Origin of the sequence: Frankia sp. KB5 (assembly GCF_002099325.1) — a bacterium.
GTDB classification, from domain to species: Bacteria; Actinomycetota; Actinomycetes; order Frankiales; family Frankiaceae; genus Frankia; species Frankia casuarinae.
The window spans coordinates 1-22,643 of record NZ_MRUJ01000064.1; the positions used below are offsets into that span (position 1 = coordinate 1).

The 22,643-nt window shown below is 71.7% G+C and carries 16 protein-coding genes and 1 pseudogene; 11 read left to right on the top strand and 6 right to left on the bottom strand.

Annotated elements, in window-relative coordinates; all coding sequences use genetic code 11:
- Window positions 1-113: 113 nt before the first annotated feature.
- Window positions 114-857, top strand: coding sequence for a transposase (locus KBI5_RS07335; RefSeq protein WP_277870089.1), 744 nt, complete (start codon window positions 114-116; stop codon window positions 855-857).
- 176 nt (window positions 858-1,033) lie between these two features.
- Here the strand turns inward: KBI5_RS07335 and KBI5_RS07340 are convergent, their stop codons facing one another.
- Both KBI5_RS07340 and KBI5_RS07345 read right to left on the bottom strand, forming a co-directional pair.
- On the bottom strand, window positions 1,034-1,321 hold the full coding sequence (locus KBI5_RS07340; RefSeq protein ID WP_011437076.1) for a type II toxin-antitoxin system RelE/ParE family toxin: 288 nt from the start codon (window positions 1,319-1,321) through the stop codon (window positions 1,034-1,036).
- Complete coding sequence (locus KBI5_RS07345) at window positions 1,318-1,617, bottom strand: type II toxin-antitoxin system Phd/YefM family antitoxin (RefSeq protein WP_011437075.1); 300 nt, start codon at window positions 1,615-1,617, stop codon at window positions 1,318-1,320. Before KBI5_RS07345 ends, KBI5_RS07340 begins: the two co-directional genes overlap by 4 nt.
- Before the next feature lie 98 nt (window positions 1,618-1,715).
- Here KBI5_RS07345 and KBI5_RS28655 point away from each other — a divergent pair, with 98 nt between their 5' ends.
- From KBI5_RS28655 to KBI5_RS07375, 6 genes are all read left to right on the top strand, one after another.
- Window positions 1,716-1,967, top strand: coding sequence for a hypothetical protein (locus tag KBI5_RS28655; RefSeq protein ID WP_011437074.1), 252 nt, complete (start codon window positions 1,716-1,718; stop codon window positions 1,965-1,967).
- Between the two features lie 374 nt (window positions 1,968-2,341).
- Complete coding sequence (gene drmA, locus KBI5_RS07355) at window positions 2,342-6,514, top strand: DISARM system helicase DrmA (RefSeq protein ID WP_347272475.1); 4,173 nt, start codon at window positions 2,342-2,344, stop codon at window positions 6,512-6,514.
- The gene (locus KBI5_RS07360) at window positions 6,514-8,442 is read left to right on the top strand and encodes a DUF1998 domain-containing protein (protein ID WP_011437072.1); all 1,929 of its coding nucleotides are present in this window, start codon (window positions 6,514-6,516) and stop codon (window positions 8,440-8,442) included. Before drmA ends, KBI5_RS07360 begins: the two co-directional genes overlap by 1 nt.
- Before the next feature lie 11 nt (window positions 8,443-8,453).
- Window positions 8,454-10,697, top strand: a complete 2,244-nt coding sequence (locus KBI5_RS07365; protein ID WP_241882724.1) for an N-6 DNA methylase — start codon at window positions 8,454-8,456, stop codon at window positions 10,695-10,697.
- A gap of 197 nt (window positions 10,698-10,894) precedes the next feature.
- Entirely contained in the window at window positions 10,895-12,430 is a 1,536-nt protein-coding gene (locus KBI5_RS07370; RefSeq protein WP_035732424.1) for a serine/threonine-protein kinase, read from the top strand.
- Between the two features lie 239 nt (window positions 12,431-12,669).
- Window positions 12,670-13,320 (top strand): DUF402 domain-containing protein, encoded by a 651-nt coding sequence (locus tag KBI5_RS07375; protein ID WP_035941618.1) that lies wholly within the window; start codon window positions 12,670-12,672, stop codon window positions 13,318-13,320.
- A gap of 19 nt (window positions 13,321-13,339) precedes the next feature.
- On the opposite strand, the gene KBI5_RS07380 is transcribed toward KBI5_RS07375, so the two are convergent.
- On the bottom strand, window positions 13,340-13,786 hold the full coding sequence (locus tag KBI5_RS07380) for a TIGR03668 family PPOX class F420-dependent oxidoreductase (protein WP_023841047.1): 447 nt from the start codon (window positions 13,784-13,786) through the stop codon (window positions 13,340-13,342).
- Window positions 13,787-13,868: 82 nt separating this feature from the next.
- On the opposite strand from KBI5_RS07380, the gene KBI5_RS07385 reads away from it, so the two are divergent.
- Window positions 13,869-15,584: an ABC-F family ATP-binding cassette domain-containing protein gene (locus KBI5_RS07385; protein ID WP_035958428.1), complete on the top strand. Its 1,716-nt coding sequence runs from the start codon at window positions 13,869-13,871 to the stop codon at window positions 15,582-15,584.
- A 16-nt stretch (window positions 15,585-15,600) separates the two neighbouring features.
- On the opposite strand, the gene KBI5_RS07390 is transcribed toward KBI5_RS07385, so the two are convergent.
- Entirely contained in the window at window positions 15,601-16,779 is a 1,179-nt protein-coding gene (locus KBI5_RS07390) for a twin-arginine translocation pathway signal protein (protein WP_085014766.1), read from the bottom strand.
- Between the two features lie 214 nt (window positions 16,780-16,993).
- Here KBI5_RS07390 and KBI5_RS07395 point away from each other — a divergent pair, with 214 nt between their 5' ends.
- The 3 genes from KBI5_RS07395 (at window position 16,994) to KBI5_RS07405 (ending at window position 21,464) form a co-directional block, all read left to right on the top strand.
- A complete protein-coding gene (locus KBI5_RS07395) occupies window positions 16,994-17,635 on the top strand; it encodes an adenylate kinase (protein ID WP_232235078.1) in 642 nt (213 codons plus the stop codon).
- A gap of 368 nt (window positions 17,636-18,003) precedes the next feature.
- Window positions 18,004-18,870: a bifunctional methylenetetrahydrofolate dehydrogenase/methenyltetrahydrofolate cyclohydrolase FolD gene (gene folD / locus KBI5_RS07400; RefSeq protein WP_085014767.1), complete on the top strand. Its 867-nt coding sequence runs from the start codon at window positions 18,004-18,006 to the stop codon at window positions 18,868-18,870.
- Between the two features lie 257 nt (window positions 18,871-19,127).
- The gene (locus KBI5_RS07405) at window positions 19,128-21,464 is read left to right on the top strand and encodes an MMPL family transporter (protein ID WP_085014769.1); all 2,337 of its coding nucleotides are present in this window, start codon (window positions 19,128-19,130) and stop codon (window positions 21,462-21,464) included.
- Between the two features lie 187 nt (window positions 21,465-21,651).
- Here KBI5_RS07405 and KBI5_RS07410 read toward each other — a convergent pair.
- Both KBI5_RS07410 and KBI5_RS07415 read right to left on the bottom strand, forming a co-directional pair.
- A pseudogene (locus KBI5_RS07410) lies at window positions 21,652-21,864 on the bottom strand (cytochrome P450); the annotation flags it as partial.
- 52 nt (window positions 21,865-21,916) lie between these two features.
- On the bottom strand, window positions 21,917-22,643 hold a 727-nt coding region (locus tag KBI5_RS07415; RefSeq protein WP_116289863.1), incomplete at its 5' end, for a cytochrome P450.

Sequence of the window (22,643 nt, forward strand, 5' to 3'; positions counted from 1 at the left end):
GCCCGTGGAGCCGACCGTAAGACCCGCGCAAGCGGGCGGGTGGCTGGGAAGCGGGAACCCGGCACGGCCACGGCCGGTCAGACCGGGGGTGCCTCACCGAGAGGCGAGGCGGCATAGGTGATGAGCGCTATCGATCATCACGATGCAACGGTGCCCGCTGGTACCTCGTGCTCTCGTGTGACGACGTTCCCGCCGCGGTGGTGGAACCCACGGGCGCGGTGGTCGGCCTGGATGTCGGGGTCGCGTCGTTGGTGACTACCTCGAACGGCGACCACTACGGCAACCCGCGTTTCCTCGAACGGTCCGCCGAACGCCTTGCCGACGCGCAGCGAGACCTGTCCCGCAAGAAGTGGGGCTCGAAGCGACGGAAGAAGGCCGTGGCACGGGTTGCGGCGCGGTCCCGCGCAGTCGCCCGGCAGCGGGTCGATCTCGCGAACAAGGCCGCGCTCGAACTCGTCCGCGACCACGACCTGATCGCCGTCGAAAAACTTAACATCAAGAGTATGGTCAAGCGGGCCGCGCCCAAGCCTGACCCCGACCGGCCGGGAGCGTTCCTGCCCAACGGGCAGGCCGCCAAGACTGGGCTTAACACGTCGATCCTCGACGCCGGGTGGGGGGTGTTCTTCAACGTGCCGCGTGCCAAGGCTGAAAGCGCCGGGCGGACGGTTGTTKAGGTGAACGCCCGCCGCACCTGGGTGACCCGGGTGGYGTCGGCGAACCAGCGCAGCACGAGCACCGCCTGCTCACGACTGGTGAGCTTCCGTTGTCACCGCCCCCCTTCAGCCACCCAGCCGCCTACCGTCCGTGATGCTCACGCAGAGCTATCGATCGTTGCGCGGAAAGGCTCACTGAGGTGAGGAGTTGACCGAAGTCGTCGGCGGACAGGACTGCGTTTGCTCGCGGCGGCAGCCCCGCTGGAGCAAGGCAACGGACGCGTGAGGAAGGGGTCGGTGCTTCGTCAGGCTTCCGGCGCCATATGTGCAAGCAGGGGGACATCGGCGGTGCTCGTACCGGCACGCTGCGGTCTCGCCGCTCAACGCCCGCGGTATGCGTCGGCGCGGTGCTCTACGGCGGTCACGAGAACGATGCGGTTCTCTTCGTCAATCTCATAGAGCACCCGGTACATGCCTCGCCGCGCCGACCAGGTTCCAGCGTAGGGCGGGTAGAGGAGACGCTTACCGAGCCTGTGCGGGTTCTCCAGGAGCGTCGTGGTGATGAACTCGTGTACGGCCGTGGCGACCTTTTCCGGTATACGTCCAGCAAGCGCGCGGGCCGCCGGACCGGTGATCTCRAGACGGTACGGCCCGGCAGCGCCCGTCATGACGAGCGTCTCCTGGCATCCGGCGCGGCGCGCTTGGCCATGAGCGCCGCCAGGTCCTCGGCGTCAAGCACGTCGCCGGCCTCGACAGCGGCGCGGGACTCGGCCAACTGCCGCATGGTCTCGCGGTTCGACAACACCTCGACGGTCTCCTCCAGCGCCGCGAGGTCGTCAGGCGAGACGAGGATCGCCACGGCATGACCATGGCGTGTGATCTCTACCCGGTCATGGGTTCGCTCGACGTCGTCGAGCAGCTCCGAGAGGCGGTTCCGAGCATCCGTGAAGGGCAGCGTCGTCACGATCTCAGTCTACGCTCAAGTGGCGTGAAGTTAAGGCAGAACTCGCGGCTCGAATCGGCCACAGAGACAGTCGGCCCGGAGGCCAGGGCGCACTGGCCATGCGCACTGGCCAGGGCGCCCTGGGTGGCAACTCGGCCGTCATCCGCGCAGATCCCGAGCCCGCCGCGTGGGGCCGAGCCGCGGCGGGCACCCGGGCCACACCGACGACGAAGACTGCCGAGCCGTCCTACAAGTGCGTGTGCAACCAAGGGGTGGTGCAGATCGTCCATCGCTGGCGGGCCGAGGTGACCCCGGACGGCCCGACCGATGCCCAGGTCAGCTGGTACGGCGGTGTCGCCCGGATGCCCTGAGCACTGACCCGCGCGAGCGTTCACGAGGTCGGGTCCGCATGATCGCGCGGTGGTCCCATGCGCGGTGGTCCCATGCGCGGTAGTCCCATGCGCGGTGGTCCCATGCGCGGTGGCCACGTTGTGGGGGGCAAGGCACGGTCCAGGGGACCGTGGACCGTGCTCAGGTCCTGCGCATTCACCGGCCGACGTGTCGGACCCGGGTGGGATGGTGGCTTTCGTCGCCGATGACGGTGGTGTAGTCTGTGAACCGAGTACACAGCAATCAAGTACACAGCAATCAAGTATGCGGCGATCAAGTATGCGGCAATCGAGGGCACAGCATTCGTGGCGGGTCGTCGAGGCCCGGTGGATGCCGAGGGGGGAGACGCGCCGTGGTGGAGCCGGAGGCCGAGGGTGGGCTGTTCCCCGTGCCGCGGGGGATCCCAGGGGCGCTGGGGGCGCCGCCGTCGCCTGCCGCGCCGGGGGGCGCGGCGGGCGACGGCACCGGTGCGGGCGACGGGGCCGGTGCGGGCGCCGACGGCCGTACGGCCGCGGAGGTCCTCGACGCGCCACAGCTCTTCGAGCCGGCGGCGTCCTATGAGGTCCGGGATGCCTTCGCCGAACTCGTCCGCCGGGATCTGCTCGGCCCGTGGGGCGGCGAGCGCGAGCAGTTCCACCCCAGGGCGATGGGCCCGCGCGAGCGGTACCTCGTCGGCATGCTCGGGCCGAAGCCGGCTCCGCGCGGTGCCCGGGAGGCCGCCGCCGCGGACGTCGTCGCCGACACGGAGACGGCTGTGCAGGGCGACGCGGACGCCGACCTGCCGGAGATCGCCACCCCGCAGAACCGGGGGCGGATCTGGGCGTCGTCGATGGGACTCTCCTTCGCCGTGCCGGCCGGAACTGACGTGCCGGCCGGAACCGACGGCACGGATCCGGTCGACGTCCTCGCCGTCACGGCGGCCTGGGGGCATTACACCAAGCGGGAGGTGGAGGACGACGAGGGCCGCAAGCGCAGCGCGTGGACCCGCGAACCGGTGGTCTTCGCGAACCGGGAGATCCGCCTGGACGATCACCTGGGCGCCGGTTCTCGGCGGATGCCGCTCGTCGGCGACGACGAGACCGGGGTCTTCCTCGTCGTCGCCGTCCGCGAGCGCGGTGCCCGTCGCGTCGTCGAGCTGACGCTGGTCAACAGCCAACCGGAGCCGCACTCGTCCGCGGACACGGCGTGGCTGTTCCAGCCGACGCTGTCGGTGACCGCGCTGGACGGCGCGCGCGCCGTCTTCCTGCCCGTCGACGATCCCGCGGACGAGTGGTCCGGCCCCGGTCTCGGTTTCGGCCCCGGCCCCGGCTCCCCCGAGGGCGGCGCGCCGCTCGCCGGCGCGCCGCTCGCCGGCGCGCCGCCCCTCGACGCGGATCACGAGGATCTGCATCTCCAGCTGCTGTACCGGGGGGAGCGTCGCTACGCGACCGGTCGCAATGTCGCGGTGCATCCGCACGTCCGGCCCGGTGAGCGGTGCGCCCACCGGCTGGAGACCACCTGGCTGCCCACCTACGACGTGCCGGCGACGGTCGCGCCCGCCGGGCCCGGCACGCCGCTGGCCGGGGTCGAACTGGCCATGGACACTCTCGCCGTGGCCGGGCCCGCCGCCCTGCGGCGCGGGTTGACGCCCCTCGCCGACGGTTACGCATCCTGGCTCGACGAGCGCGAGGCCGAGGTCGCGGGCCTGCCGGCGCGGCTGCGCCCGGCCGCTCGCACGGCAATCGGCGACGCCCGCCGAGCGGCGGACCGTATCCGGGCCGGTATCGCCCTGCTCACCGACCAGGACCAGCCGCGCCACCGCGAGGCGCTGGCCGCGTTCCAGTTCGCCAACGAGGCGATGGCCGCCCAGCGCCGGCACACGGCGATCGCCCGGCTGCGCGACGAGCAGGGGCTGGACTACGCTGCGGCCGCCGCTGCTGTGCGGGCCCGGGGCGCGGGGGAGGCCTCCTGGCGGCCGTTCCAGCTCGGCTTCGTGCTGCTCAACCTGCCCTCCCTGACCGACCCGGCGCACCCGGAGCGGGCCGCGGACGCCACCGCCGTCGTCGACCTGCTGTTCTTCCCCACCGGCGGCGGCAAGACCGAGGCCTACCTCGGCCTGACCGCCTACACCTTCGCGATCCGCCGCCTACAGGGGACCGTCGGCACCGGCGCCGCGGCCCGCTCCGGCGAGGCCGGGGTCGCCGTCCTCATGCGGTACACGCTGCGGCTGCTCACCGCCCAGCAGTTCCAGCGGGCCGCCACCCTGGTCTGCGCCGCCGAGGTGCAGCGCCGTGCGGACCCGGCGACCTGGGGTGCCACGCCGTTCCGCATCGGTCTGTGGGTCGGCGGCGGGGTGTCCCCGAACCGGTTCGAGGACGCCCGCGACCAGGTCGGCGAGGCGCGCGAGGCCGGCGACGGCAAGCGGGCCAACGTCCTGCAGACCCTGGGCTGCCCGTGGTGCGGCAGCGCGCTCGGGGCCCATACCGACGCCCACGTCGACGAGGACCTCCGCCGGGTGCTGCTGTACTGCCCGAACGGCGAGGGGGCCGACGCCTGCCCGTTCTCCCGGCGGGCGGCGCCCGACGAGGGCCTGCCGGTGCTCACCGTCGACGAGGAGATCTACCGCTACGCCCCGAGCCTGGTCATCGCCACCGTCGACAAACTCGCCCAGCTGCCCTGGCGCGGCGAGGCGGGGATCCTGTTCGRCCGGGTGAGCCGACGCTGTCCCCGGCACGGGTACCGCCACGACGACCTCGACGCCCGCACCGGCTGCGGCGAGCGTCACCACAGCCGCGGCAGGCGGCCCGCCGTGACCAGCGAGCCGGTCGTCCGGCTGCGCCCGCCCGATCTGATCATTCAGGACGAGCTGCATCTGATCTCCGGTGCGCTCGGCACCACCGTCGGCCTGTTCGAGAGCGCGGTCGACGAGCTGTGCACCTGGCCGGTCCCGGCCGGCGCGCTCACCGGCCCGAAGATCGTGGCCTCGACGGCGACCACCAGGCGGGCTCGCGACCAGGTGCTCGGCGTCTTCGGCCGCGGCCTCGCCGTCTTCCCGCCCCAGGTGATCGACGTGACCGATACGTTCTTCTCCCGGCGGGTCCCGGTCACCCCCGCCACCCCGGGCCGGCGCTACCTCGGCGTCTGCGCGCACGGGACGAGGATGAAGTCCGCCGAGATCCGCCTCGCCGAGATCCTGCTCCTCGCCGGCCAGACCCTGTTCGACCGGCACGGCACCCCCGCCGAGCCCTATCTGACCCTCGTCGGCTACTTCAACGCCACTCGCGAGCTCGCCGGCATGYGCCGCTACCTCGACGACGACGTCACCACCCGGGTGCGTACCCACGGCCGGCGCAAGGGGCTCGCCAACCGCATCGTCACCGGTACCGGCATGCTCGCGATCTCGGAGCTGACCTCCCGGGTCTCGTCGGCGGACATCAGCGAGGTGCTGGGCCGCCTGGAGATCCCCTTCGACCCCGAGCTCGACACCTCCGCGCGGCGGGAGGCCGTCGCCGAGAACGTCCGCGCATCGTTCCGGAGCAGGGAGCGGGACCGGCGGGCACCGCACCCCCTCGCCGAGCGCACCCGCGCCCGGAGCAACCAGGACCGGATCCCGGTCGACGTGGTGCTCGCGACTTCGATGCTCCAGGTCGGGGTGGACGTCTCCCGGTTCGGGCTGATGGCCGTGATCGGCCAGCCGAAGAACACCGCCGAGTACATCCAGGCGTCCTCCCGGGTCGGCCGGGACGCCGGCCGCCCGGGTCTTGTCGTCACCCTGTACAACTGGGCCCGGCCGCGGGATCTCGCTCACTACGAGGACTTCGAGTACTACCATGCGACCTTCTACCGGCAGGTGGAGGCGCTGTCCGTGACCCCGTTCACCCGCCGCTCCCTCGACCGGACCGCCACCGGCACGTTCGTCGCCGCCGTCCGGCACGCCGACGAGGCGAACACTCGCAACGTCAACGCCCACGACGTGGACCTCGCCGGCCCGACGGTCAGTGGAGTGATCGACCGGCTGCTGGCCCGCGCCGAGGCCGTCGCCGGGCCGCGCGGCCGGGAGTACCTCGAAGAACGGATCCGGCAGCTGATCGAGAGGTGGGAGCTGACGAGGACGGGCCCGTCCCGCATCGGTTATCGCACGGCCGGGGGACAGCAGCGGGTCACCGGCCTGCTGGAGCCCGCCGGGCACGTCCGCTGGGACGTTCTCACCGTCGCCCAGTCGATGCGGGAGACCGAGCGCGAGATCAACCTGCTGGTGCCCGGCCCCGCCGAGATCTTCACCCCCGCCTACGGCGAGCCGGGCTGGGCGTTCGGCGCGCCGCCGGACGCCGACGGTACCGGTGAGATCGGCAGCGGCGGTGAGATCGGCAGCGGCGGTGAGATCGGCAGCAGCGGTGAGATCGGGAGCAGCGAGGTGGACGACAGGGACGAGGTGGACGACGAGGCCGCCCCGGTCGGGGACGAGCTGGGGGAGACGGCCTTCGCGGCGGCACGGGCGGGCCGTCCGGCGCGGTCGGCCCGCGCAGCGCTCCCGGGGAGGGGTATCTGATGGTCACGGCGTTCCACCGGCGGGTCGGCGCGGTCCGGCCCAGCCACCTGATGTTCACCAGCGGTGTCGGCGCGCTCGTCGACCTGCCGAACTTCTCCGCGATCGTCCGCGGCGTTGACGACTGGGACTACCGCAACGTCCCCGAGTACCAGCCGATCGTCGAGCCGCGGTTGCTCGCCGCCGTGCGGCGGCTGTACGACCGGGGCGTCACCGAGCTGCGCCCGGCCCCATGGGCGGAGACCGATGCGGGCGACCGCAGCGGGCAGGGCGCCCGCATCGGCGTGCCCACCGTGCCGTTCCCGAACTGGCTGCGCTGCACCGCCTGCAACGAGCTGGACGTGATCGCCTCCCGCGCGTTCGGGTTCGAGAACCCGTGGCTGACCCGGCCCCAGGACGCCCGCTTCTTCCACGGCACCTGCGGGCGGAAGAAGACCGGCCGCCGGCCGCTCGCGGTGGCGGCCCGTTTCGTGCTCGCCTGCACCGCGGGTCATCTCGACGACTTCCCCTACCCGATGTTCGTGCACCGGGGCGCGCAGTGCGCCAGGGCGAGTCATCCCCGGCTGCGGATGGAGGACCGTGGCGGCAACCTCGGCGCCAACGTCGAGATCCGGTGCGTGAACTGCGACGCCCGGCGCAACATCCGGGAGGCCATGGGTCGTCGCGGTGCGGGGCACCTGCCACGCTGCCGGGGCCGCCATCCCCACCTGGGGACCTTCGCCGATGGCGGGTGCCCGCAGGAGTCCCGCCTGCTCGTCGTCGGCGCCTCCAACCAGTGGTTCGCCCAGACGCTGTCGGTGCTGTCGGTGCCGCGGACTGGCGCCAGCGAGCTGGCGGTCAAGGTCGAACAGCACTGGGAGGTCTTCGAAAAGATCAACAATATGGCGATTCTGGACTTTGCCCGCTCAGCGCCGATCCCGGTGTTCCGTCAGCTGGAGAAGTGGTCGAACGCCGAGATCTGGGCCGCGGTCGAGCGGCATCGCGCCGCGATCGAAACCGGCCCGGCCCCGGGTTCCGACGCCGACGGCGAGCGGGCCTACCCGGATCTGCGCACCCCGGAATGGGAGATCTTCTCCTCCGCCGTCCTCCCGGAACCCACCGACGATTTCGCCCTGCGCCGCGAGCCCGGCGGTGTGCCGGCACCGCTTGCCGGCTGCTACGCCGACGTCGTGCAGGCCGAACGCCTGCGGGAGGTACGGGCGCTGACCGGGTTCACCCGGCTGGACGCGCCCGACCCGGACGACCCCGACCTCGTCATCCGGGCGCCGCTGGCCCGTGGGCCGGCTTCCTGGGTACCGGCGAGCGAGGTCCGCGGCGAGGGCATGTTCCTGCGGGTGCCCGAGGAGATCCTCGGCCCGTGGGCGCGCCGCGTCGCGGACAGTGTCGCGATGCGCGAGCACCGCGACGCCTACAGCCGATTCCGGGTGAACCGCTACTCCGACCGGATCGCCGGGGACTTCGACCCCATGCAGGGCTGGCCCGGGGAGCGCTTCCTCGCCCTGCACACCCTGTCCCACCTGCTTATCCGGACTATCGCGCTGGAGTGCGGCTACAGCTCGGCCAGCCTGAGCGAACGCATCTACGCCGGGGACGACGGCGACCCGCGCGGCGGCATCCTCATCTACACGGCCGTCCCGGACGCGGAGGGCACCCTGGGCGGGCTGGTGTCGCTGGCCGAGCCCGACCAGCTGCTCCGGCTGACCCGCCGGGCCCTCGCCGACGCCCGGCACTGCTCGTCCGATCCGCTGTGCGCCGAGCGGCTGCCGTCGGCGCCCGCCGACTTCCTGCACGGAGCCGCCTGCCACGTCTGCCTGTTCGTGTCCGAGACGACCTGCGAGCGTGGCAACCGCTTCCTCGACCGCCGGTTCGTCGTGCCCCTCGGAGACGAGCCGCAGGACCGCGCCCTCGCCCTGTTCGGCGGGCTGCCGTGAACGGGCTGCCGGTGAAGACCAGCGGTCGGGACACGGCGAGCTCCGCGGCTGTCACGGCCACGGCCACGGCCACGGCCACGGCCGCAGACACGGCCACGGTCACCGCCACCGACATCGCCCGGCTGGCCGGAGTCGGGCGGGCCGCGGTCAGTAACTGGCGGCGCCGGTTCGCCGACTTTCCCGCACCCGTCGGGGGGACGTCGACCAGCCCGCTGTTCGCGCTGGCCTCCGTGGCGGACTGGCTCGCCCGGCATGACCGACCGTTCCAGGTCGAGGCGGCCGACCAGGTGTGGCAGCGGATCCGGGGGGCCGTCGATGATCCACGCCTCGGTGAGGTGACCGGCCATCTCGGGGGTTTCCTCATTTATCGTCAGCGGGATCCCGCGGGCGCCACGGCACTGCTCGGGGAGAGCGACGCGGTGGCGGCCGTATCCCTGGAACCGGCGATCGCCCGCGCCGTGCCGGAGCTTCCCGGTGGTTTCCCCGATACCTGGGAGACCGGGTGGGTGGCGATCGCCCGGGTCGCCGCCGAGGCGGCGGACCGGCACGGCCACGCGGAGCTCTTCGACGCGCTGCGCGCCCGCTACCGCGAGGTCTGCTCCCGGCAGGTGGCGGAGCCTCCGCGGGCGGTCGGGGAGCTGATGGTGACCCTCGCCGGCCTGCGCGGCCGGTCGGGGGCCGCCACGGTGCTCGACCCGGCCTGCGGGATCGGCGGGCTGTTGGAGGCCGCCCGGGCCGCGGGGGCGGGCCGCCTGCTCGGCCAGGATGTCAACCCGACGATGGCGCGGGTGAGCGCCGTCGGACTGCTGCTGCGGGGTGGTGACGCGCGGATCGTCGCGGGCGATTCGCTGCTCGCCGGCACCTTCGCCGGGGAACGGGCCGACGCGGTCCTGTGCGCCCCGCCGTTCGGGCAGCGTTCCTGGGGCTACGACGAGCTGCTCGGCGCGCCGTGGTGGCGCCACGGTGTTCCACCGCGGGGGGAACCCGAGCTGGCCTGGGTGCAGTACTGCCTGGCGCACGCCCGGGACGGCGCGCAGGTGCTGGTCATCATGCCGGCGGCCGCCGCGTCGCGCCGTGCCGGGCGCCGCATCAGGGCGAACCTGCTGCGCGCCGGGGAGTTGCGCGCCGTGCTGGGGCTGCCGCCCGGCCTGTTCCCGGCGGGATCGGCCCCGGATCTGTGGGTGCTCCGCCGCGGGGCCGGCCCCGATGCCGGGGCCGGCCCCGATGCCGGTGCCGGTTCCGATGCCGGTGCCGGCGGGGCCGGGGCGACGCCCGCTCAGGTGCTGCTGGGCCTGGCGCGCGATGAGATCGCCGTCGTCGAAGCGGCCTGGGCGTTGTTCGTCGCCGCTGGCGGGTTCGGCGGCGACACCGCCGCCCAGGCGGACCAGGTGGCCGACGACGCCGATCTGCCGGCGGGATTCCGGCGGATATGCGTTGCGGACCTCCTCGACGACGAGGTCGACGTGAGCCCGCGACGCTACATCGACCATCCTCCGGAAAGAACCGCTGTCGGTGAATTTCCCGCGGTCGGTGAATTCCCCGCTGTCCGGGAGGATTTCCTGGCGACGGTGGCCTCGTTGTCCTCGGCGGTTCCCCTCCTGACCCCACCGAGGGGATCCGGACCGGCGGACCGGCCGGCTTCGTTGAGCGTCACGTCGAGCGTCACGATCGGTGAGTTGGCAAAAGCCGGATCGTTGACGATCCTGATGGYCCCGTTGCAGACCAGGGCCGGGGTCGGTGACCTGCCGTTGCTCACCGCGGGCGATGTCCGGCATGGGCGGGGCCCGTCGAGCCGGACGGAGGAACTGGCCGGAATGCTCGTTCTCCGGCCCGGCGACGTCGTCTGTGTGACGGCGTCGGGGGAGAGCATGGCCCGAGTCGTCGAGGACGCGGGCGCCGTTCTCGGGCCGCGGGTGGTGCTCCTGCGGGGCGATCCCGACCGGCTCGATCCGTACTTCCTGGCCGGGATCCTGCGGGCGGCAGGCCATCGGGCGCACGGGCGATCCGGTGGTGGCGCGGATGCCCAGGCCGCCGGTCGCTCGGGTGGATCGTCGCCGCGCGCCGACCCGCGGCGGGTCCGGATACCGGTTCTCCCGCTGGCCGAACAGCGTTCCCGGGGGCTCGACTTCCAGCGCCTCACGATGGTCGAGAAGTCGCTGCGCAACGCGGTGGAACTGGCCGAGACCATCGTCCGGCTCGGTCATCTCGGAATCGCCGACGGAAGCCTGCGGGGCGGGGAGACAGGTCCCGGGTAATGACACCCCTGCCCGGTACACAGGTCCGGCCGAAGCCTTCTCCTGGTGACGCTGAAGGCGGCGCGGTGCAGCCCGGATCAGCAACTCGACAATGCCGTGGCCGGCCGACAATGCCGTGGCCGATGCCGTTTCCGGGTGGGGGTAGTGTTCCCGGGGATCGGGCGGGAAGGGACGGGGGCACGGTGGCCGCGCGGTGGATGATCGACAGGCGGTATGAGCTCGAGGCTGTTCCATTGGCCAAGGGCGGAATGGGTGAGGTCTGGGTCGGCCGGGATGTGAAACTCGACCGGGAGATCGCGGTCAAGTTCGTCCGTTTTCCCGACGGCCAGCCCGACCAGGAGCTGATCCGCCGGTTCATCCGGGAGTCCCGCATCACCGCCCGCCTGCTGCATCCGGGGGTGCCGGCGGTGTACGACGCGGGTACCCACGAGGAGCGTCCCTACCTGGTCATGCAGCGGGTGCACGGCCTCAGCGTGGCGGATCTCGTCGCCGAGCAAGGCGCGCTGCCCGTCGGCTGGGCCGCCGCGATTGCCGCCCAGGTGGCCTCGGTGCTCGCGGTGGCGCATCGGGCGTCGCTCGTGCACCGCGACCTCAAACCGGCGAATCTGATGCTGGAGCCGGACGGTACCGTGAAGGTGCTGGACTTCGGGCTTGCCGTTGCGCTCGACCGGACCAACCTGTCGAAGATCACGGTGACCGGCCAGCACCTCGGCAGCCCTGCCTACATGGCGCCCGAGCAGGTGCTTGCCGGCCTGAGCACGCCCGCCACCGACATCTACGCGCTGGGTGCCACGCTGTTCGAGATGTTGACCGGTCAGCGGCTGTTCGCCGGTGCGTCGTCCTACACGGTGATGAACAAGCAGGTCGAGGAGGTCCCGGCGCGGGTGCGGTCGCTGCGCGCCGACGTGCCGCGCGGCCTCGACGAGCTGGTCGCCGCGATGCTGAGCAAGGCACCGGAGGATCGCCCGTGCGGCGTGGAGAAGGTGTACGCGGCGTTGATCGGATCCGTGGTGGACCTCGGCCCGCTTCCCGGGGCCGTCGACGACGCCGTGGACAACCCGGTACGGATGTACGCGGCGGTCGCGGGCCGGGTGGTACCGCGCGGGGCGGCCCGGAACACCGCCGCCTCCACACGGGGATCCGCCGCTGGACCGCCCGGGGAATCCGGTGGCGGGGTCGGGCGGTCCGAGCTTCGTCGTGCCCGGGACGAGGCTCGGACGTTGGCCCGGGCTTCCCGCTACAGCCAGGCCGCCGGTGTGCTGGCGGCGGCGGTGGACCGGGCCGGTCGTGCCCTCGGCCACGACAGCGCGGACGTGCTCGCGCTCCGTCTCGATCTGGCGGACCACCTGTTCGAGGGCGGTGACTTCCGCCGCGCCGTGGACGGCTACCGCACGCTTCTCGTCGATCTCGTCCACCGGGACGCTCCGGACAGCGAGCGGGTTCTGCGCTGCCGTCTGCGGGAGGCGACCTGCCGGGCCCTGATCGGTGAGACCGGCCAGGCGCTCGAACAGCTTCGTGGGCTGCTGGAGGACGAGATCAGGGTGTTCGGTGCGGACGACGCCCAGGTCTTCGAGCTGCGACGGCAGATCGGGCTGTTGCAGCTCGGCGCCGGCCATCGGGCGTCGGCCACCGAGACCCTATCGGCGCTGCTCGCCGATCTGCTYAGGGTCTGGGGGATGGAGCATCCGATGGTGCCCGTCGTCCGGGAGCTGCTGGCCGGTGCCGTCGGTTGATCGACGGCGGAATCGACCGTCACGAGCGTCCCATCCCGTCTGTTGTGAGGTTGTGGCGGGGGACACGCCGGGGCGGGGCGGCACCGTACAGTCGGACGGTGACGAAGCCGGAAAGCCCCGTGGCGTACGATCCCGGTTCCCAGGCTGGTCCCCATCCCGGTCCCCAGGCATCGCCACCGCCCGCTTCGGGCGCCGCACCGGCGGGTCCGTTCGTCCCGGGCGGATTTGTCCCGGGCGAAGTGGTCGTGCACCGGTCGTTCACCACCAAGCGGCTCGTCTTCGTCCGCGCGGGTCACGTGGTCGGCCACGATGAGCGCGGCCTGCGGCTGTGGATCCCGCACGGCTGCCCGATGGCCGTCGAGCTGAGCACGGACGGTCGCGGCCTGCGCGACATGCCGTTCGCCGAATGGATCCGCCAATCTACGGTGCTGGTGACGAGGCCCTGGCCTGGGCCGAACATCCTCATGCTGATCCCGCCGGCGGGCGCACACTCGGTGTGGTGGTTCTGGGACCGGCAGGGGCGGTTCGCCCGTTGGTACATCAATCTCGAGGCACCCGCCGTGGCCTGGCGCTACGACGGACTCGTCGGGGTGGATACGACCGACCACGACCTCGACCTGTGGGTCTGCCCGGACCGGACCTGGCAGTGGAAGGACGAGCACGAGCTCGCGGAACGGCTCGCGTTTCCCGAGCACTACTGGGTCACCGACGCGGCGGCGGTGCGGGCCGAGGGCGAGCGGCTGCTGCGGCTCGTCGAGGCGAGGGCGTTCCCGTTCGACGGCACCTGGTGCGATTTCCAGCCGGACCCGTCCTGGCGCACACCGGATACCCTGCCTCCCGGCTGGGACCGCCCGCGGGCGCCGGGTACGACCGAAACCGGCCCGCGCTGAGGGCGATGTCAACAGCCGGCTACGCCGAGAAGGCCCACCCTGACCAGCGGGCCACCGTCACGATGATTGCCGGCCCGGCGGGCGGGGCAGCCTGGTACTGGTCATATCGGGCGATGAGCAGTTCGACGGCGGGGGCGTGTCCGGGTTCTCCCGCCCGGACGATGCGGGCCTCGCCGTCGGCGCGCGCCCACCACAGCCGCGACCAGTCGTCGTCGTAGGCGTCGACGAGCAGGCTGACCTGAGGATTCTCGGTGATGTTGCGCAGGCGCCGCAGACCCCCGAGCGTGCTCTTCGGTTTGTGATCGACTGCGGTGACGACGCTGGCGGCGCCCGCGTTCACGGCGCCCGCGTTCACGGCGAAGGTGACGGGCACGATGTGTGGACGTCCGTCGCCACCGGCGGTGGCGAGCCGGGCGACCCGCGCCGCGGTGAACCGGGTGCGGGCCTCGACGTCGGTCAGCCGCACGGTCCCACCGTAGGATCCCACCGGATGGAGGCGACCACAGGGGGCGGGACGCGATGCGTCGTCCATGCGCCAGACTGGTCAGATGTCCGCCACCCTCGTCGCGTCCGGCCTCACCGTCACCCGCGGTGGGGCGACCGTCCTCGACGGCGTCTCCCTCACCGTCGCGCCCGGCGACCGTCTCGGCGTGGTGGGGCCCAACGGCGTCGGTAAGTCGACGCTGTTGCGTGCCCTCGCCGGGCAGGTGACGCCCGACGCGGGCCGGGTGGATCTCGCGCCGCCGACCGCCAACGTCGGCCTGCTCCCCCAGGAACCCGACCGCAACCCCGGGGAGACCCTGCGGGCCTTCCTCGCCCGTCGCACCGGCGTCGCCGCGGCGCAGGCCGAGCTCGACGCCGCGACCGAGGCGTTGGCCCTGGGCATGTCCGGGGTCTCTGGCACGTCCGGGGCTTCTGGCACGTCCGGGGCTCCTGGCATGTCCGGAGTCGACGACCGCTACAGCGTCGCCCTGGAGCGGTGGCTGGCGATCGGCGCGGCCGACCTCGACGCCCGCGCCGAAGAGGTGTGCGCCGATCTCGGTCTGCCCGCGGGCGCGCTCGACAGCCCGACGACGGCGTTGTCCGGCGGGCAGGCCGCCCGGGGATCGCTGGCCGGCGTCCTGCTGTCCCGGTTCGACATCACCCTGCTCGACGAGCCCACCAACGACCTCGACTTCGACGGGCTGGAACGGCTCGAGCGGTTCGTCCAAGGCGTGCCCGGGGCGCTGGTCGTCGTCAGCCACGACCGCGAGTTCCTCGACCGCACCATCGACACCGTCGCCGAACTCGATCCGCACCGGCACGGCCTCACCCTCTTCGCTGGCGGATGGACGGCATACCTGCAGGCCCGCGAGGTCGCGCGGCGTCAAGCCCGGGAGCGGTACGAGGAGTACGCCGGCCAGCGAGCCGATCTCGTCGCCCAGGCGCAACGCCAGCGGGAGCAGGCGGTGCGGGGTTCGGTGCGGGCGAAGCGGCGGATGCCCGACGGTGACCGGGCTGCCAAGGGAGCCCGGATCGAGGCGGCGACGAAGAGCGCGGCCAGGGTCCGGTCCATCGAGTCCCGCATCGACCGGTTGGCGGAGGTCGAGGAGCCCCGCAAGGAATGGCAGCTGCGCATGTCGATCGCCGCCGCGCCCCGGTCGGGCGATGTCGTCGCGACATTGACCGGCGCGGTGGTGGCCCGGTCGGGCTTCACCCTGGGGCCGGTCGATCTGACGATCGCGTGGGCGGACCGGGTGGTGATCACCGGGCCGAACGGCGGGGGCAAGACGACCATGCTGGGTGCGCTGCTCGGCCGTATCCCCCTGGCCCGGGGGCACCAGGCACTCGGGTCCGGCGTGCGGCTCGGCGAGATCGACCAGGCCCGCGGCCTGTTCCGGGGTGAGGCCACGGCGCTGGCCGTCGCCGAGCGGGCGACCAGTTGGCCGGCGGGTGAGGTGCGCACCCTGTTCGCGAAGTTCGGTCTCGGCCCGGATCAGGTCACCCGGCCGGCGGCGTCCCTGTCGCCGGGAGAACGCACCCGGGCGGGGCTCGCGCTGCTGCAGGCGGTCGGCGTGAACTGCCTGGTGCTCGACGAACCCACCAACCACCTCGACCTTCCGGCGATCGATCAGCTCGAACAGGCGCTGGCCGGCTATGCGGGCACCCTGCTACTCGTCACCCATGATCGGCGCATGCTCGACACGGTCGCGGTGACCCGCCGGCTGCACGTCAACGGCGGCCTCGTCACCGAGAAGCCCCTCGTCACCGAGAAACCATTGTGACGGCTCGCCGAGAACGTCAGGCGCCGGTGTTCGGCCAGAACGCCGCATGGGGAAACGGGGAGTCCGTGGTGGTCGCGGAACCGAGCACGACGTTGTTCGGGGTGGCGGCGTTGCCCGTGCTCACCGGTCCTCCGAGGGTGCCCAGATCGGTCAGCCGGCCGCGGTACCAGCGGAACGCGTGGCTGCCCTGACCCGAGGGCACCGTCCCGCACACCACACCGTGATCATTGAGGCCGAGAAGCTCCAGCGGGCCGAGCGGTGAGGTGATCGGGATGCGGCGACCCGCGATCCACAGGAACCCGCCACCCGACGATCCGAGGCTGCGCACCAACACCTGACCGAGCCTGTTCACGGCGACCGCCTCGCTGTGCAGGTCACTGCCGAGGGTCCCGAGATCGGTCATGCGGCCGCCGTCCCACAGGAACGCGCGGGAATGGCCGTCCGAGGTCTCGCTGGTCCCCACGATCTGCCTGGCGTTGTTCACGTCGGCGACGACGGTCGAGGAACCGCCGAGGGTCCCGAGATCCGATATTGTGCCGGCCGACCAGAGAAACCCGTGGCTGGYGCCCTCCCGGGTGAGGCTGTTACCCACCACCCTTCCCTGCACCGTGACGGCCACGGCGGAACTCAACGGTCCGCCAAGYGTGCCCAGATCCGTCATCGTGCCGTTCGACCACCGGTAGGCGTGCTGCTCGCCCGTATTGGTGGTGCTGGTCCCCACGATGAATCCGGTGTCGCTGACGTCGACCGCGGTACTGGACTGTCCGCCCTGACTGGGGGTRCCGCCGAGGAATCCCAGCGACTGATAGACGCCACGGTTCCAGCGGAACGCCTCCCGGCTGTAACGCGTGGTGTTCTCGCCGACGACCACGCCGGCCTCGCTCACCGCGGCCGRCCGGCTGTTCCCCGGCAGGCCGCGCACCGTACCGCCGTGGTAGACGAACCCACTGAGCTCGGAGGATGAGGTCTGCCAGTAGCCCGCGAAAAGGCCTGCGGTGTTGCCGCCGGTGAGGAGACCGGAGGCCCCGGTCGGGGATGGAATGTCCACGACGGCGGGTCGGGTGGGCGCGGGTGGGGAGGACGGCGCCGCGGTGGCCGCGCCCGCCGCGGTGGCCGCGCCGAGGTAGCCGAGCGACCAGGGCGCGAGGGTCGTGGCCACCGTGGCGGCACGGATGAATGTCCTTCGATCGTTCATCGCGAAATGATCTCCTCTGGCCGGCTGCCACGGTCAGCCGTCGACGGTGATCGGCCGACGTCGGTCGACCGGCTGGAGGAGTTCGTGGAGCCATCACGCAATGCCAACTCTCCGAGGCCGGAGGATTGCAACATGATCTACCGTCGTCAATCAACGACACGCTGGCACCGTCGGCGGCTCACCCCATCGGCTTGGCGGTGACGGTCGGGTCAGGATGAAGCACGATGTTTCGCCACCAGGCCGGGCGCACCAGTGGGACACTGACCGGGTGAATGCGCTCGGGACGAGCCGTGACTCCGCGCCGGCAGCGATGCCCTCTGACGCCCGGCGGATCCTCGTCGTCGGCAGCGGCGGGGCGGGCAAGAGCACCCTGGCGCGTGAGCTCGCGCGCCAGACCGGACTGCCGCTCGTGCATCTCGACCGGTACTTCTGGCAACCGGGATGGGTCGAGACACCCACGGCGCAATGGCGGTCCGTCGTCGCCGACCTCGTCGCCGAGCCCGCATGGGTGATGGACGGGAACTACGGCGGCACGCTGGACCTGCGCATTCCCGCCGCCGACCTCATCGTGTTCCTGGACCTGCCGCGGCGGATCACCATCCCACGAGTACTGCGACGCTGGGCGCGGTGGCACGGGCGGAACCGTCCCGACCTCGCCGCGAACTGCCCGGAACGGCTCGACCTCGCTTTTCTCACGTGGCTGTGGAGATATCCGAGTACCAGCCGCAACCGTCTCGCCGACAGCATCGCCGAACACCACGCCGGACACCGGGTCGTTCGTCTGTGTACCCCGCGTGAGGTTCGTCTCTGGCTGGCCGCCGTGGCCTATTCGGGAGTTCCAGCGGCCCGCCCGTGACGGCCACCGGCCGTCACCGGGCCGTTACCCGTCCGTCGGCTGGCCGTCACCCGGCCGTCGCCGGTGAATGTGGGGGGACCTGAGCACGGTCTGCGGTCCCTGGACCGTGCCTTGCTCCCCACAATGTGGCCGGACAATGTGGCCGGCGTCGGTGCTTCCCGCGCCGAGGGTTCCCCTCGGTGGTGGGTATGACGGTACCGGGCACCTGTGTGCCATGTTGGCGTAGCGTGCTCGCTCGGGCTCCGCCGGATGTCGGGGGACCGCGCCGGACGCCTGGCTGACCCGGGCATGACCCGGCTTGGAGACCGGATCGGAGACCCGAATAGAACCCGGACATGATCTGACGACCGTGACGCGAAGGGCCGATAGTGAGCGCAGTGATAATCGACGGCAAGGCCGTCGCCCGCAGAGTGCGTGAGAACGTGGCCAGGGAGGTCGCTGAGTTCCGCGACCGGACCGGCATCCAGCCCGGCCTCGCGACCGTGCTCGTGGGTGACGACCCCGCGTCCGCCGTGTACGTCGGTGGCAAGCGTCGGGCCTGTGTCGAGGCCGGCATGGCCGACCTGCATCAACACCTGCCGGCCGACACCTCCCAGGAGAAGGTCGCGGCGCTCTTGGATGATCTTGCCGCCGATCCGGCCGTGTCGGGTATTCTGCTGCAGCTTCCGGTGCCCGAAGGCTTGGACGGGGCCGCGCTCGTCGGCCGGATCCCACCCGGGAAGGACGTTGACGGGCTCACCACCGCCAGCGTCGGTCTGCTCGCCCGGGGTCTGCCGGGTCTGCGGCCCTGCACACCGTCCGGGATCATCGAGTTGCTGGACTCCTACGACGTCGAGTTGTCCGGTACGCCCACGGTCGTCGTCGGTCGTTCGGAGCTGGTCGGTCGTCCGGTGGCAGCGCTGCTGGTGGGACGTAACGCGACCCTAACGATCTGTCACTCCCGTACACGGGACCTGGCGGCGGTCTGCCGCGGCGCCGACGTGCTCGTCGTCGCAGCGGGAAAGCAGGCGATCATCGGCGCCGACGCGGTGAAGCCGGGCRCCACCGTCATCGACGTCGGCATGCAYCGGACCCCGCAGGGCCTGCGTGGCGACGTGGATTTCGAGGCGGTGCGCGAGGTGGCCGGGAAATTGACCCCGGTGCCGGGCGGGGTGGGGCCGATGACGATCGCGATGCTGCTGCGCAACACCCTGCTCGCTGCGCAGGCCGCCACCGGGACGGACGGTCCGGGCTGACGGTCCGGGCTGACGGTCCGGGCTGACGGTCCGGGCTGACGGTCCGGGCTGACGGTCCGGGCTGACGGTCCGGGCTGACGGTCATCGCGAGCCGCTTACCGCACCGAGTCACCCCGGGCTTGCGGGTCACATCCCTGACGTGAAGGTTTTCATCGGTTCTTCGCCAGCCGGCCGGTGGGGCCTACGAGTTCTGTCGGTGGCATGCGCCAGAATCGCCATCGTTGGGCAAGATGTGCGTTCGGCGTGGGGAGACGGGCATGACCAGCGGGGACGAGTCCGAGGTCAGGGACAGCGGCGGGTCGGTGGCACGGGCGCAGACCCCGCCAGCGCCAGCAGCACCGCCCCCGCCGGGGCCGGCTGTCGCCGGGGACGGCAACGGCACCCTGGCGGATTCCGCTTCCGGCCCCGCCGGTTCCGGTGGCCGTCCGGCGCGCGCCCGCCGGCCACGCATCGTCTACGTCTTCGCGGTCTTGGCCGTCGGCTGGCTCCTGCTCGGCGGCGTCGGCGGGTCCTACCAGGGCAAGCTCGGTGAGGTCCAGAAGAACGACAATGCCGCCTACCTCCCGAACTCGGCCGAGTCGACCAAGGTCGACACCGCGTCGCGGCAGTTTCGCTCCGTGCGGACGATTCCCGGCTTCGTCGTCTACGACCGCCAGGGCGGGCTGACCGCGCAGGACAAAGCCAAGATCACCGCCGACGTGAGGTCCTTCGCCGGGATTCACGGGGTGGACGCCGGCCAGCTCGGGCCGCCCCAGTTCGCCCGCAACGGCGCTGTGGCCGCCGTGGCCGTGCCGCTCGTCGCCCAGGACGGCGGCCGCGAGGTCAAGGGTGATGAGCTCGTCGACGTCGAGAAGGCCGTCGTCGCGGCCGCCCGCGACGGGGCACCGGCCGGTCTCGCCGTGCACCCGGCCGGGCCGGGGGGTCTGCTCGTCGCCTTCATCGAGGCATTCTCCGGCCTCGACGGGCTGTTGCTGCTCGCCGCGGGCCTCGTCGTCGTGGGCATCCTGCTGCTCGTCTATCGCAGCCCGGTGTTGTGGTTCTTCCCGCTGTTCAGCGCGGTGCTCGCGCTCGGCGTCTCGGCGCTGATTATCTATCCGTTGGCCAAGAACAACGTCCTCACCCTCAACGGACAGGGCCAGGGCATCCTGTCGGTGCTGGTCATCGGCGCCGGCACCGACTACGCGCTGCTGCTGGTGAGCCGCTATCGGGAGGAGCTGCACGCCTACCCCAGCCGGATCCAGGCGATGATCGTGGCCTGGCGGGGCGCCGCTCCGGCGATTACCGCCTCGGCGGTAACGGTGATCCTCGGCCTGCTCTGCCTGAGCCTCGGGGAACTGAACTCCACCCGCAGCCTCGGGCCGGTGGCGGCGATCGGCATCGCCTGCACAGCCCTGATCATGCTGATCTTCCTGCCGGTGTTCCTGGTGATCGCCGGGCGCTGGATCTTCTGGCCTCGCATTCCCCGCGTCGATCACCAGGCCGACCTCGCCGGTCACGGTCTCTGGGCACGCTTCGCCGGAGGCCTCGTCCGCCGGGCCCGGTGGGCCTGGATCGTCACGACGGTCGTGTTGCTGGCCTGCTCGTCCCTGATCGTCACCCTGAAGGTCGACGGCCTGTCGACGACGGACAGCCTGACGGGGCGGCCGGAGGCGATCGTCGGCCAGGAGATCTTCGACGCCAACTTCAGCCAGGGGCAGGGCGCCCCGGCCGTCATCATCACCAACACCGTTGCCGCCGCGGACGTCATCGCCGCCGTCCGGAAGGTCGACGGCGTCGCCACCGCTCCCGGCTCGGTCTGCGTGGAGGTCGACTACGCCAAACTCGCCGCCCGGTTGGCGTCCGGTGGACGTCCGGCGGCGAGGGGTTCCGACGGATGCGCCCCGAAGTCGGTCCAGGTCGCCCCGGTTGACGGTCGAATCGCCATCGACGCCGCCATCGTCCACCGTTATGACACCGCCGAGGCTTACAACACGATCACTGCGATCCGACGGGTCGTCCGGGAGGTGCCCGGGGCGAACGCCCTGGTCGGTGGCCAGTCGGCGATCAATCTCGACACCCAGAACGCCTCGCGCCACGATCGCAACCTGATCATCCCGATCGTGCTGGTCGTCATCCTCCTCGTGCTCGGCGTCCTGTTGCGGGCGCTGCTCGCCCCGGTCCTCCTGATCGCGACGGTGGTRCTCTCGTTTGCCGCGACGCTGGGCGTGAGCGCGGTGGTGTTCAACCACGTCTTCGGGTTCGCCAACGCGGATCCCGGCTTCCCGCTGTTTGCGTTCATCTTCCTCGTCGCCCTGGGGATCGACTACAACATCTTCCTGATGACCAGGGTCCGGGAGGAGACCCTCATCCACGGCACCCGTAGCGGCATCGTGCGCGGCCTCGCGGTCACGGGCGGGGTCATCACCTCGGCCGGGATCGTCCTCRCCGGGACGTTCGCCGTGCTCGGCGTCCTCCCGCTGGTCTTCCTGGCCCAGGTGGGTTTCTCGGTGGCCTTCGGGGTGCTGCTGGACACGGTTCTGGTCCGCTCGGTCCTCGTGCCGGCGCTGAGCCATGACCTCGGTCCGAAGATCTGGTGGCCCTCGAAGCTCTCCTGACACGCACTCGCCCGGCCCGGCCTCCGCGCCAGGACCGAAGCCAACGCACGCTGTCGGCCCCCTGTCCTCGACGGAGGGTGCCGGACCCAGCCGCACGGGAACGGACTTTCGATGCCGGTGAGGCGGGGCCGGGGACACCACGCGGGCAGCGGGGCTGGCCGCCGGGCCTTACGGGCCTTACGGGACGCTACGAGACACGCACGGGCATCGATGCCCAGCCGCGGACCGTGGAGGTACGGRCTTGGACGGCGTTGTCCCAGGCGATTTCCCAGTCGAGGAAGCGGGTGAGGACCTCGTCCAGGGCCACCTTGCCCTCGATGCGGGCCAGTGCGGCGCCGAGGCAGTGGTGGATGCCGTAGCCGAAGCTCAGGTGGCGGCCGATCTCGCGGTGGATGTCGAACTCCTCTATCGAGCCGCGGCCGCACCGGTAGGTCTGCCGGTCGGTCAGGTGGTCAGGTGATCTTTTCCAGCTGGACCGGTAGCCCGTCCCGTGGAACAGGCAGCGGGAAACGGTCTAATGAGATCCGGTAGCCCGGTGCCAGGCTCCACCGGTACCGCAGCAGCATCTGGTGCAGGATCGCCTTCACCTGCTGACCGGCGAAGTGCAGACCGATGCAGGTATGTGGCCCGCCACCGAACGGTTGCCAGGCGTAGGGATGTACCTTGTCCTCGCGACGGTGGTCCGCGAACCGCTCCGGGTCGAACCGTTCCGGGCTCGGCCAGTACTCCGGCATCTGGTGGGTGAAGGCGAGCGCGAGGGCGGCCACGGTACCGGCGGGCACCGTGACGCCGAGCACGTCGATGTCTTTCACTGTGGCGCGCAGGAGGATCGGCACCGGCGTGACCAGGCGCAGCGCCTCCTTCATGACCAGAGCGAGTGACGGCAGCCGATCGAGGTCGGCATGGTCCACCGCTGGCGTGCCGAGGGCGAGCGACTCCTCGCGGCACCGCTGCTGCCACTCCGGATGCCGTGCCAAATAGTAGCTCATGCTGGTCATCGTGATCGTGGACGTGTCGTGCGCGGCCACCATCATCAGGATCATGTGGTTGACGACGTCGTCGTCGCTCAGCCTGCTGCCGTCCTCGGCCTCGGCGTGGCAGAGCCGGCTGAACATGTCGGTGCCGCTCCCGGCTCGTTTCGCGGGCACCCGCAGCCGCAGGAACTCCTCCAGGTACCGG

What these genes read in the sequence shown, in the direction of transcription:
- KBI5_RS07395 (WP_232235078.1), top strand. Translation starts at nt 16,994, where the DNA reads ATGAAGCACGATGTTTCGCCACCAGGCCGGGCGCACCAGTGGGACACT.
- KBI5_RS28655 (WP_011437074.1), top strand. Translation starts at nt 1,716, where the DNA reads ATGCGCACTGGCCAGGGCGCCCTGGGTGGCAACTCGGCCGTCATCCGC.
- KBI5_RS07360 (WP_011437072.1), top strand. Translation starts at nt 6,514, where the DNA reads ATGGTCACGGCGTTCCACCGGCGGGTCGGCGCGGTCCGGCCCAGCCAC.
- KBI5_RS07385 (WP_035958428.1), top strand. Translation starts at nt 13,869, where the DNA reads ATGTCCGCCACCCTCGTCGCGTCCGGCCTCACCGTCACCCGCGGTGGG.